The 12339-nt window shown below is 54.0% G+C and carries 10 protein-coding genes; all 10 read left to right on the top strand.

Translation table 11 applies throughout. From position 1 onward, the window contains the following. Window positions 1–3: 3 nt before the first annotated feature. The 10 genes from ACSX1D_RS12825 to ACSX1D_RS12780 all read left to right on the top strand — a co-directional run bounded on the left by ACSX1D_RS12825 (window position 4) and on the right by ACSX1D_RS12780 (window position 12255). Entirely contained in the window at window positions 4–1422 is a 1419-nt protein-coding gene (locus tag ACSX1D_RS12825; RefSeq protein ID WP_439858867.1) for a hypothetical protein, read from the top strand. Between the two features lie 37 nt (window positions 1423–1459). Further along, window positions 1460–2494, top strand: a complete 1035-nt coding sequence (locus ACSX1D_RS12820; protein ID WP_439858866.1) for a polysaccharide biosynthesis protein — start codon at window positions 1460–1462, stop codon at window positions 2492–2494. A gap of 3 nt (window positions 2495–2497) precedes the next feature. Continuing rightward, window positions 2498–3616, top strand: a complete 1119-nt coding sequence (gene wbjC, locus ACSX1D_RS12815) for a UDP-2-acetamido-2,6-beta-L-arabino-hexul-4-ose reductase (RefSeq protein WP_439858865.1) — start codon at window positions 2498–2500, stop codon at window positions 3614–3616. A gap of 23 nt (window positions 3617–3639) precedes the next feature. Next, a complete protein-coding gene (gene wecB, locus ACSX1D_RS12810) occupies window positions 3640–4770 on the top strand; it encodes a non-hydrolyzing UDP-N-acetylglucosamine 2-epimerase (protein ID WP_439858864.1) in 1131 nt (376 codons plus the stop codon). Further along, the gene (locus ACSX1D_RS12805) at window positions 4771–5982 is read left to right on the top strand and encodes a glycosyltransferase family 4 protein (RefSeq protein ID WP_439858863.1); all 1212 of its coding nucleotides are present in this window, start codon (window positions 4771–4773) and stop codon (window positions 5980–5982) included. It abuts the gene before it with no gap. A gap of 27 nt (window positions 5983–6009) precedes the next feature. Then, window positions 6010–6609 (top strand): GNAT family N-acetyltransferase, encoded by a 600-nt coding sequence (locus tag ACSX1D_RS12800; protein ID WP_439858862.1) that lies wholly within the window; start codon window positions 6010–6012, stop codon window positions 6607–6609. A 49-nt stretch (window positions 6610–6658) separates the two neighbouring features. Next, window positions 6659–7795: an acyltransferase family protein gene (locus ACSX1D_RS12795; RefSeq protein ID WP_439858861.1), complete on the top strand. Its 1137-nt coding sequence runs from the start codon at window positions 6659–6661 to the stop codon at window positions 7793–7795. Between the two features lie 210 nt (window positions 7796–8005). Beyond that, on the top strand, window positions 8006–9169 hold the full coding sequence (locus ACSX1D_RS12790; protein ID WP_439858860.1) for a DegT/DnrJ/EryC1/StrS family aminotransferase: 1164 nt from the start codon (window positions 8006–8008) through the stop codon (window positions 9167–9169). Then, window positions 9162–9755 (top strand): sugar transferase, encoded by a 594-nt coding sequence (locus ACSX1D_RS12785; RefSeq protein ID WP_439858859.1) that lies wholly within the window; start codon window positions 9162–9164, stop codon window positions 9753–9755. Before ACSX1D_RS12790 ends, ACSX1D_RS12785 begins: the two co-directional genes overlap by 8 nt. A 526-nt stretch (window positions 9756–10281) precedes the next feature. Next, on the top strand, window positions 10282–12255 hold the full coding sequence (locus ACSX1D_RS12780; RefSeq protein ID WP_439862317.1) for a polysaccharide biosynthesis protein: 1974 nt from the start codon (window positions 10282–10284) through the stop codon (window positions 12253–12255). Window positions 12256–12339 lie beyond the last annotated feature (84 nt).

The following is a 12339-nucleotide window of genomic DNA, read 5'->3' as shown; positions in this document are numbered from 1 at the left end:
TTTTTGATAAAGTTCATTGATTGCATCCGGTCTGGAGAGCTGGTGGGGCCAGACGGATTGGCGCTGGATCCGGGGGCGGTCTATTCGCGGAGTTTCCTCGATCAGATCAACCACGCTGCGGACGGCGTGGTTGGGGTTTCCGACTATATCAATGAGATCTTCATGCACTTCTACCTGAGGGTAATGGAGATCGCCTCGTTGTTTAGGTTGAGCGGAGCGGAGCGGGTACGGTTCAGGGCGCGTGTGGGTCAGTGGTCCAGTGTCGCGATGGCGGCGAAGGGCGAAGGCCTGCCCATCGGTTGTGCTAGCCGATTACTTTTCTGTCTATCGGGGGCAGCACTGTATGTACTGGCGTTCTTCCTGGTTTTGCTAAGTGCCCTGGTTCTTCCCGGGTTGGCTTTGCTCACCAGACACGCAAGGGCAACGGACGTTGCCCCTGTTTTTTCTGTCATTCGAAGCCCCGCGGCCTACGGGAAAATGCGCTTTCTGTCTGAAACCGGGCAGGTGGCTTTTTATTATGATGACCTTCTGCAAAGGAAGTCCTCTGCGGCGTCGATGTATGCATTCGGCACGGCGCACCAGCGGGGCTTCTCACTGCTGATAGTGCCGCTGTTGGCCGTTCGTGACTATTTATTGGTGGCGAGTGATTGCAGAAAGCTATTGGGCTGGGAGGGCGCCGGGTTCGTTCTGTACTATTTCTCAAAGAGAATAGCCCACAAGTGCATCTTTGAGTATTACTTCGAGTTGCTGGTCAAGAGCGGCAGGTGTGACACTTATTACACCGGTAATAAGGAGGACAGGTTCGCCATTCTGGAAAAGAGGCTGTGCAAGCACTATGGGGTGCGCGCCGTATGTGTGCCGCACGGTATTGAGTATGCCTTCCGGACCCCAGCCGGGTTGGTCGGTGATACCTTCTATTGCACAACAGAGCAGGCCCGCCGGCACCTAACTGGTCTGTACCCGGGGGCGCAGCAATTCCTGTTTGATGAGTATGTGGCACGGCAGATGTTCTCGCGCCACCAAGAAGTCTCGCCTGTCAGGGGCCTGGTATTCTTCCCGGAGTCGCGCGGTCTGGAAGTAAACCGCGCAATATTGGGGGAACTGCTCGGTTTGGGCTATCCGGTGGCCGTAAAGCTTCACCCTAGAGACAGTGTGGAGCATTATCGAGACTATGCCGGGCGGGTGACGTTTGTCAGTGATTATGACGCCTCTATCTCTAGCAAGGTCTGTGTGGCCAGGAAGTCTACCGTGTTAGTGGAGGCGATCTATAACAATTCCACACCCGTGGCCGTTTTAACGGATCAAAGAGACCGGGCCTATGTTGAGCACATGCTGCCGTCGTTGACGGATAGTCAAATAAGGCGGGTCTATTCCGTCGAGGAACTGGCGTATGTGCTTGATGAGTTGCGCGTGTCGGCATAAGAAGATTCATGGATTAGTTTGATGAGGCCGTTTGTATATGTTCAAAGGTAAAAAGCTACTCATCACCGGTGGAACGGGGTCGTTCGGTAATGCGGTGCTCAAGCGATTCTTGAACACCGATATCGATGAGATCCGCATCTTCAGCCGCGATGAGAAAAAGCAAGATGACATGCGTAAGCGCTACGCCAACTCAAAGCTGAAGTTTTACATCGGCGATGTGCGGGACTACCGCAGTGCCTTGAACGCAACCCGTGGCGTTGACTACATATTCCATGCTGCGGCTTTGAAGCAGGTGCCGTCCTGCGAGTTCCATCCGATGGAAGCGGTGAAAACCAATGTGATCGGTACCGAAAACGTGCTGGAGGCCTCCATCCAGAACGGCGTCAAGCGCGTTGTCTGTTTGAGCACGGACAAGGCTGTGTATCCGATCAACGCCATGGGTATTTCCAAGGCAATGATGGAAAAGGTCATGGTCGCCAAGTCGCGCTATGCCGACGATGACAAGACGGTTATCTGCGGTACTCGCTACGGCAACGTCATGGCTTCACGTGGCTCGGTGATCCCCTTGTTCATCGAGCAGATCCGCGCCGGCAAGCCGCTGACGTTGACCGATCCGAACATGACGCGTTTCATGATGACTCTGGCCGATGCCGTGGACTTGGTGCTGTATGCCTTCGAGCATGGCAACAACGGCGACCTGTTTGTGCAGAAGGCACCGGCAGCCACGGTGGAAACCTTGGCCAAGGCGTTGACGCGGATGCTCGACAAACCCGAGCATCCGATTCAGGTGATCGGTACTCGGCATGGCGAAAAGCTGTATGAGGCGTTACTCAGCCGGGAGGAGATGGCGTGTGCCGAGGACATGGGCGATTACTATCGTGTGCCGCCGGATTTGCGCGATCTCAACTATGCCAAGTTCGTCGAGCAGGGCGAGGAAAGAATTTCTCACATGCAAGACTATAACTCCCACAACACCGAGCGCCTTGGGGTGGAGGGGATGCAGCAGTTACTGCTCAAGCTGGACTTTATGCTTGCCATCCAGCGTGGCGAACACGCGACGCCGGAGGAGTAACCAATGAAAGTGCTGATCACCGGCGCCAATGGCTTTATCGGCCGTAATCTGGTTGCCCACTTGGGGGAACGGCAGGAGGTCGAGGTGCTGTGCTTTACCCGGAGTGATTCGCTGGCCGAACTGCCGGGGCTCGTCGCGCAGGCCGACTTCGTGTTTCACCTGGCAGGCGTAAATCGACCGAAGGACCCCCAGGAGTTTCAAAGCGGAAACGCTGACCTGACGCGCAGCTTGTGCGAGGCTATTGTAGGCAGCGGGCGGCCCATTCCTCTGCTGTATACCTCATCCAGCCAGGCCGAGTTGGACAACCCCTATGGCAGCAGCAAACGAGGCGCGGAGCAGGCGCTGCTTGACCTAGCCAGTAGCCATGGCTCCGCTGTGCACCTTTTCCGTCTTCCCAACGTGTTTGGTAAATGGGCACGCCCGAACTACAACTCGGCGGTGGCGACCTTCTGCCACAACATTGCCCGTGACTTACCTATCCAGATCAATGACCCTCAGGCGTCGGTCACCCTGGTGTATATCGATGATGTGATCGCACACTTCATCGCGGTACTGGATGGCCGTTTGACCGGAGCCCCCTTTGTAACCGTCGATCCGCAATACAGCATCACGGTCGGCAAGCTCGCCGAACAATTACGAGCCTTCCACGATAGCCGTAGCACATTGGTTACCGAGGCCGTCGGTACTGGTCTGGTGCGTGCCCTCTACTCGACGTACGTCAGTTACTTGCCGCCTGCGCGTTTTACGTATGAAGTGCCGAAGTATGGTGATCCGCGTGGCGTGTTCGTAGAAATGCTGAAGACCCGAGATTCTGGTCAGTTTTCCTTTTTTACCGCTCATCCTGGCATTACTCGAGGTGGTCATTACCATCACACGAAGACGGAAAAGTTCCTCGTGATCAAGGGCAAAGCATGCTTCCGCTTCCGCCATATCGTGACTGGCGAGTGGCATGAACTATTCACCGCTGGAGAAAAGCCAGAAATAGTCGAAACCGTACCTGGCTGGACTCATGACATCACCAATGTCGGTGACGAGGAAATGATTGTGATGCTCTGGGCAAACGAGATTTTCGACCGTGACCACCCAGATACCTATGCGCGTCCCGTCGGTACCGAGGCATAAAGGCACCCTTGAAGAGAGTCGCAATGAAAAAATTGAAAGTTGTTACTGTGGTAGGTACGCGTCCGGAAATTATTCGCTTGTCACGCGTCATGACAAAGCTGGACCAGTACTGCGATCATGTGCTGGTCCATACTGGACAGAACTATGACTACGAACTGAATGAGATATTTTTCCAGGACCTGGGCATTCGCAAGCCCGATCATTTCCTGAATGCGGCCGGCGCTACGGGGGCTGAAACCATCGGTAATGTGATCATCGCGGTGGATCGGATTTTGGCCGACGTGCGGCCGGAGGCCTTGCTGGTACTCGGTGATACCAATAGTTGTATGGCCGTGATTCCAGCCAAACGCCGCAAGATACCGACTTTCCATATGGAAGCCGGTAATCGTTGTTTCGACATGCGTGTACCGGAAGAGATCAATCGGCGTATCGTGGACCATACTGCCGATATCAACTTGACCTACAGCACCATTGCCCGGGACTACTTGCTGCGCGAAGGGTTGCCACCGGACATGGTGATCAAGACAGGCAGCCCCATGTTCGAGGTGCTCAATCACTATCGGGATGGTATCGAGCAGTCGGACGTGTTGGCGCGCTTGGGGTTGGAGGCGGGTAAGTTCTTCGTGGTCAGTGCGCATCGTGAGGAGAATGTCGATTCCGATAAGAACTTCAGCAAGTTGGTCGAGGTCTTGAATACAGTGGCCGAGCAGTATGGATTTCCTGTAATCGTCTCGACGCATCCACGCACCTTGAAGCGAGTTAACGCCATGGGCGCTCAGTTCCATCCCCAGGTCCGACTGCTCAAGCCGCTCGGCTTCAAGGATTACAACAGGCTTCAAATGACAGCAAAAGCCGTTCTGTCTGATAGCGGCACTATCTCTGAAGAGTCTTCTATCCTGAATTTTCCCGCTTTGAACATTCGCGAGGCACATGAGCGGCCGGAAGGAATGGAGGAGGCATCGGTCATGATGGTCGGGCTTGAGGTTGAACGCGTTCTGCAGGCGCTCAGCGTGCTTGAAGAGCAGCCTGCAGGGAGCCAGCGTCTATTGCGTCAGGTAGAGGATTACAGCATGCCGAATGTTGCTGAAAAGGTGGTCCGGATCATTCATAGCTATGTCGATTATGTGGGGCGGGTGGTCTGGAAGAAGTTTTAAATGAGGATACTATTTATCAGTCAGTTGTTCGATCCAGAGTACTCAATAAAAGGGCTGGGCTTCTTGCAGGAAATGCAGAGGCAAGGCTTCGATGTCGATGTCGTGACGACTTTTCCGAACTATCCAGTAGGCAAGATTTTTCCAGGATACAAGCTAAAACCCTGGCAGGTGGAGACGCATTCTGGAATACGAGTGATCAGGGTCTTTTCTTTTATCTCACATTCAAAGTCTAGGCTTTTTCGGGCGCTGAATTATTTCTCGTTCATGGTCAGTTCTTTTATTGCGGTGGCGGTGATACGAAAACCTGACGTTATCTATGCCTATCATCCTCAGGTGACAACGGGGATAGTGGCGTCGCTCTTTAAAATGATCAGGGGTGTACCTTTCGTTACGGATGTTCAGGATCTCTGGCCTGACGCTCTTGTGGCAACAGGTACGCAGGGGAAGGGTGTCCTATACGGCATGATCAATAGACTGTGTAATTTCGTATATAAACAGTCTGCTCATGTGGTGGTGTTGTCACGCGGATATAGAGAGGCTCTGATAGCCCGGGGTGTTCCGGCGGAAAAAATAAGCGTTGTATATAACTGGTATGCCAATCAAGGCGAGACTGTTACAGAAGACTGCGAACGAGTTTTGCCGTCCGGTTTTGAACATACCTTCGTCTACGCAGGGAACTTGGGGGCGGCGCAGTCGCTGAAAAGCGTGATTTCTGCGTTTTCGCGATGCGTGGATAAATCTGTCTGCCTGGCGATAATAGGCTCGGGAGTTGAGAAGGATGAGTTGATCGCTCACGCGCAGGCTATTGGCGCGAATAACGTCTTCTTCCTCGGCTATGTTGCGCCTCAGAAGATAGTCAATTATCTACGCCAGGCGGATGTGCTGGTTGTGCATTTGAAGGACGAATCCCTGTTTAAGATTACCATACCCTCTAAGATTCAGGCGTATCTGAGTTCGAGTAAACCTGTCCTGATGGCCGTCGGCGGGGAAGCCAATCAAATTGTAAGTGAGGCACGTGCTGGTGTCTGTGCAGAGCCTGATAACATCTCGAGTATCGAACTGGCCATCACCCAGATGTTGGCTAAAAAAGATGGCTGGCAAGAAATGGGTGAGAGCGGCAGGCGCTTCTACGAGGCTGAAATGTCTCAGCGCAAAGGGGTTGTCAAGATTGTTTCTGCTTTGAAAAAGTTGTCTGGATTGGCGAGTGGCTAATGTGAAGGATGGGGGGAGCGTTAATTTATGAAGTATAGACCGGCAGATGAGCATGATATCGCTGCTGTGACAGAAGTGCACGTCGCGGCATTTCCTGGGTTTTTCCTTACGAGCTTGGGAAGCAGGTTTCTCGATGAGATGTATAGAGGCTTTCTACTGCATTCCAGCGGGATTTTTCTTGTGGCCGAGGAGGAGGGGCAGATCATGGGCTTTGCAGCAGGCACGAGTGCGCCAACCTCATTTTTTTCGGACTTGCGGCGGCGGCGTTTTTTGTCCTTCCTTTGTTATGCATTCCCAGCGCTGTTGCGTAACCCTAAAGTTGTTTTTATTAAGTTGTTTAAAGCCATTTTCTATCGGGGTGATCAGCCGGCCGGCTTGAACGGTGGTGCGCTTTTGAGCAGCATCGGAGTCAGTCCAGCTGTTGTAGGAAAATCTGTTGGCCAAGGACTGCTGACTAGGTTCGAGCATGAGGCTCTTTCACGTGGGCAGAAATTTGTCTATCTGACAACCGACGAGGTTGGAAATGATAGGGTCAATGCGTTCTACCGGAAAAACGGCTATGTCATTGAATCTCGCTTTAATCAGCATGCGGGCAGAGCAATGTTCCGGTACGTCAAGAATATATAGCGAATGGATCAATGGTAAGTGAGTTGAGATTTCTGTGGTGGAATGAGTAATGACAGAGCGAGAAAGGATCGACTTTTCTGATGTCCTTCGAGGTATTGCGCCATGGTTTGTGGTGGCCTCGCACTGGATCGGCATTTTTTGGTGGGGGCCAGCTCTTGTCGCTCGTATTACCGCAGCGCCGTTGCTGGATGAGCCCGCTCCATGGATTGCAAGTTGGTTTTCTCTGCGGTACTTCAATTTTGGTGCGTTCGGTGTGGGGTTGTTTTTTCTGATTTCGGGACTGGTTATACCGCTGTCGGTAACCGCGAATACTCCTATTGCATTTGTATGCGCTCGACTCCTGCGAATATTACCGACCTATATCGTAGGGCTTTCGATAGGAGTGTTTGCCGTTTACGTGTCCTCGATGTATTGGTCTCTGGCTTTTCCCGTCGAATGGAGGAGCTTCATTGCCAATGCCCTGCTGGTAGCGAACTTCTTTGATATTCCAAGTCTAGATTATGTGAACTGGACTTTGGTTATAGAGCTCAAGTTTTACTTGCTCGCGCTGCTCTTGGTTGGCACTTTTCGCTCGGGTAGGTTCTGGCCGATTTTGTTGATTTGCATACTCGGGTTGATTTTCAATTTGCTCGCTAATTCGGACGGGGGGCAGGCGCCTACTTGGGTGAAGGCACAGGCGAAGGACGTTATGTTCTTTGCTTTTATGTTTATGGGAAGTGTTTTCTATTTTATTCATTCGAATAAAATTTCGTGGGGGCGGGGTGTCGTATATATAGTGTGCCTGGCGCTCTTGTTTTGCTTGACTTGGCGCGCCTCAACGTACGCGCCAAATTTCTATCACATAACCCTGAGTTATGGTTATGCGCTCGCGGTGTTTGCGGTGTTGTTTTGCTTTCGTGGCCGTATTCGTTGTAACTCGTTCTTCGTTTTTTTGTCTCGCATCAGTTACCCTGTATATGTGATTCATCCGCTTTGTGGTTATGTGTTCTTACGCCTGGCTTTGGCGATGGGGTGGAGTTATTACGCCGCCCTGCTGGTGGCTTTGCTAATGACGCTGGTCGCCTCTTGTATTGTGCACTTAATTGTCGAGCGGCCATCAATTAGCCTTGGTCGATTAATTGCGCAGCGTATGCGTGGGAAAGTGTGGCAAGATTATTTGGGAGTGAGGGCGTCGGCTCTCAAGTAGTCCGCCGCTCTGCTGGTGATGGTGGTTGGCGCCGACTGACTGATGACAATGAGCAGGAGGGCGGTTGTTAAAGTCATAGCGGTTCGGTATGGGCTGATTTAACTGTCTACATGTGCTGAGAATTTCTGCAGTTTTACTGGGCGTGGGCCTATTGAGTGTCTTGGAATTTGTGTCTTGTGTTATGGCCTAAAAGCTTGAGGTGGTTTCCAATTGAACGAAGAAAAATATTTGCCCTTTGCTTTGCCCGAGATTGGTGAAGAGGAAATTCAGGAAGTTGTCGCTTCGTTGCGCTCCGGCTGGGTAACTACCGGGCCCAGGACTCGGCAGTTTGAACAGGATTTTTCCGCATTCCTCGGTGGCGGCGTTGAAAGCATCGCCGTTAACTCGGCAACGGCAGGCCTGCATCTGGCTCTGGAGGCCATTGGTATTGGCCCCGGTGACGAGGTTATTCTGCCCAGCTATACCTTTACGGCCACGGCTGAAGTGGTGCGCTATCTCGGTGCTGTCCCCGTGATGGTGGATGTGCAAGATCATACCTTCAATATCGACCCGATTGCGGTGGAGGCGGCAATAACCCCGCGTACTCGTGCGATCATGCCGGTGCATTTTGCTGGTTTGAGTTGTGAAATGGATGCGTTGCTTGGTATTGCTCGACGCTATGGATTGAAGGTTGTAGAAGATGCCGCTCATGCACTTCCAACCACTTGGGGTGGGCGTAAAATCGGCACGCTGGAAACGGATGTGACTGTATTTAGCTTCTATGCTAATAAAACCATGACCACGGGCGAAGGTGGCATGGTCGTCACGAGTAATCCAGAGATAGCAAAGCGTTGTCGAGTAATGCGACTGCATGGGATTAGCCGGGACGCGTTTGATCGTTATGTGTCCAAGTCCCCGGCATGGTTCTATGAGGTGATCGCGCCTGGCTACAAATACAACATGACCGACATGGCGGCAGCGATGGGCATTCATCAGTTGCGCCGACTGGATGGGTTTCAGCTTAAACGTGAGGCCATGGCGCGGGTGTACGATGAGGCGCTCAGGGACTTGCCGGTTATCCTTCCGGTCAGCGCTCCGCCTGGCGATCTTCACGCTCGCCATCTGTACCCTGTTCGCTTGTTGCCCGAAGCAGGCATTAACAGGGACGAATTTATTGTGAGGATGTCTGAGCAGGGTATTGGATGCTCAGTGCATTTTATTCCATTGCACCTGCATCCCTATTGGCGAGAGAGTTGCGGTCTTGAGCCAGAGATGTTCCCTGTTGCACAACGGCTCTTCGAGCAGGAGATCTCCATCCCTCTGTACACTCGTATGAGCGACTCCGATCAGCAGCGGGTTATTGATGCTTTCCGACAGGTATTGGCTGATGTCTAAGCGCACATTCGATTTGCTTTGCTCCGGCTTCGGACTGCTTTTACTGTCACCTGTATTCCTGACGGTCATGATTTGGGTGCGGCTAGATTCGCCGGGACCGGTTTTTTTTAGGCAGGTGCGCGTTGGTCGTCACGGCAAGCCGTTTCGTATTCATAAATTCCGTACGATGCGGGTGGACGCCGAGAGAGCGGGGCGCTTGACTGTAGGGGTAGATAAGCGGGTTACGCGGGCAGGACTTTTTTTGCGCAAGTACAAGCTAGATGAACTGCCGCAGTTAATCGATGTCCTGCTTGGCAAGATGAGTATTGTCGGGCCGCGTCCGGAGGTTCAAGAGTTCATAGACTGTTATCCACCCGATGTGCGGGAGATGGTCTTGTCCGTGCGGCCCGGTATCACCGATTGGGCATCTATTGAAATGGTTGACGAAAACCAGCTCCTGGCCGGTTATCAGGATCCACGTCAAGCCTACATTGATGTTGTTCTTCCTATTAAGCAGCGCTTCTATCTTGACTATGTCGAACAACAGAGTCTTGTGACTGACATTCGGATTATCTTCGCCACCGTTTTAAAGGTTCTATCACGATAGCGTCTCGGGCGGTGGATGGTGAGGTACTCAGGTAGACTGTAGCGAACCGGATAGTCTTCTCAAACCAGACTAGATACGGCCTCCGCCTTGCCGCGGCGCTTGCTAGGTGGCGACCAGGTTTGTAAGAAGGCCCTGTGCGGTCGTGCCAGGCAGTAAGCTGCCCCGCGTTATGACTGGAATATGCCGGTGACTGTCCTCCAAGGGGGGCAATCCGCTCCGACGGATGCCCTTCGCGATTTGAGTGGAGGGCAGGTGATTTGATGGGCGTGCAGTTCGCCTATTCACTTGTGCCGCGGCTGGCGTTGCAGCTCAAGGCGGGAGCTTTTGGGTCAGTGACTGGATTGGTTGCGGTTTGTTAAGGGTGGGCCGGGCTCTGGGGGGATTTTGCCAGCTTAGGTGGCCCGAGGTGCGGGGAACAAGCCGGTGACATTAGATGATTTTCTGTCAGGCGTAATCTGATGCAGTTTTGGTGTACGCAGTGTGAGGATTTTTTGTGTTAAGACTTGCCGAGAAACTACGCAGCCGTATGGTTTCCCTGCCGAGGCGCCATAAGCGACTGCTCCAGGTCACGGTAGATGTTCTATTGGTCTGGGCCGCACTGTGGCTCGCCTTTGTTGTGCGCCTTGGAGATGTCCGGTTCGTCGAGCCGTTCGTTGGCCATGCGTGGCTGTTCGCCGCGGCGCCGCTGATTGCCATTCCGCTGTTCGTTCGCTTCGGCATGTATCGGGCCGTGATGCGCTACTTCGGCAACGATGCCTTGCTGGCCATTGGCAAGGCTGTCACGCTCTCGGCGTTACTCTTGGCGCTGACGGTGTACTGGCATCAGGATGCGCCCAAGGTCATTCCCCGTTCCATGGTGTTCAACTACTGGTGGCTGAGCCTGGTGTTGATCGGTGGTTTGCGCCTGGTGATGCGCCAGTACTTCATGGGCGACTGGTATTCGCCCGACCAGCCTACCAGACTCAAGGGGCGAGATGCCGGACTGCCGAAGGTCGCGGTGTACGGTGCCGGTGCGGCCGGCAACCAGTTGGTGGCGGCTTTGCGTATGGGACGGGCCATGCGGCCGGTGGCCTTTATCGATGACGACTCGAATATCGCCAATCGGGTGATTGCCGGGCTACGGGTTTATACGCCAAAACATATCCAGCAACTGATTGATGAAACCGGGGCAGACGAGATTCTCCTGGCTATTCCCTCGGCCTCCCGCGGGCGCCGCCGGGAGATTCTGGAAGTGCTCGAGGATTTCCCTCTGCATGTGCGCAGCGTGCCCGGTTTCATGGACCTTGCCAGTGGTCGGGTCAAGGTGGAGGACGTCCAGGAAGTGGACATCGCCGACCTGCTCGGGCGCGATGCGGTGCCGCCGCGGCAGGCGCTGTTCGAGCGCTGCATTAGAGGCCAAGTGGTGATGGTCACTGGGGCTGGTGGTTCGATTGGGGCGGAGTTGTGCCGGCAGATTGTTTCCAGCGGCCCGACGACGTTGATTCTGTTCGAGCACAGCGAATTCAACCTCTACAACATTCATACCGAGTTGGAGCAGCGAGTTTGCCGGGAGTCATTGCCTGTGCGGCTAATGCCGATTCTCGGGTCTATTCGTAATCCAGGACGGCTGGTCGACGTCATGCGCACCTGGGCGGTGAATACCGTCTATCACGCCGCGGCGTACAAGCATGTGCCGATGGTCGAACACAACATCGCCGAAGGCGTGCTGAACAACGTGCTGGGTTCATTGAATACGGCGCAGGCAGCGGTCAAGGCTGGCGTCGAGCACTTCGTGCTGATCTCCACGGATAAGGCGGTGCGCCCAACCAATGTGATGGGCAGCACCAAGCGCTTGGCCGAGATGGTGCTGCAGGCCTTGAGCCGTGAGTCGGCCCCGGTACTGTTCGGTGATGAGGGCGCTGTGCACCGGGTCAACAAGACCCGTTTCACTATGGTCCGTTTCGGTAATGTACTGGGTTCCTCGGGCTCGGTGATTCCTCGCTTCCATGAGCAAATCAAGCAGGGTGGCCCAGTAACGGTGACCCACCCGAGTATCACCCGTTATTTCATGACCATCCCAGAGGCAGCGCAGTTGGTGATTCAGGCCGGCGCCATGGGACAGGGCGGCGACGTATTCGTGCTGGACATGGGCAAGCCGGTGAGGATCGTCGAGCTGGCGGAGAAGATGATTCACCTTAGCGGGTTGAGTGTGCGTTCCGGGAAGAATCCGCACGGCGATATCACCATCGAGTTTACCGGTCTGCGCCCTGGGGAAAAGCTCTACGAGGAGCTGCTGATCGGTGACAACGTCAGCCCGACCGATCATCCCATGATCATGCGTGCCAACGAGGAACATCTTTCCTGGGAGGCCTTCAAGAAGGTTCTAGGCGAGCTGCTCGGGGCGGTGGAACGCGACGACTATGACCGGGTACGCCAGTTGCTCCGTGAAACGGTGAGCGGCTATGCGCCGGACGGCGAGATCGTCGACTGGATTCATCAGAAGCGCCGGGTAGAACCGTAATCGGTTGCACTGACGGCAGCGGGAGCGAAGGGCTCCCGCAGGTGCCTGGCCGGTATCTGGCTGCCATCGGCGGTGAGCTTTTCG

The sequence above is a fragment of the Pseudomonas sp. MBLB4136 genome (genome assembly GCF_051904765.1).
Taxonomy (GTDB): Bacteria; Pseudomonadota; Gammaproteobacteria; order Pseudomonadales; family Pseudomonadaceae; genus Aquipseudomonas.
This window is presented reverse-complemented; position numbering and strand designations above follow the sequence as displayed.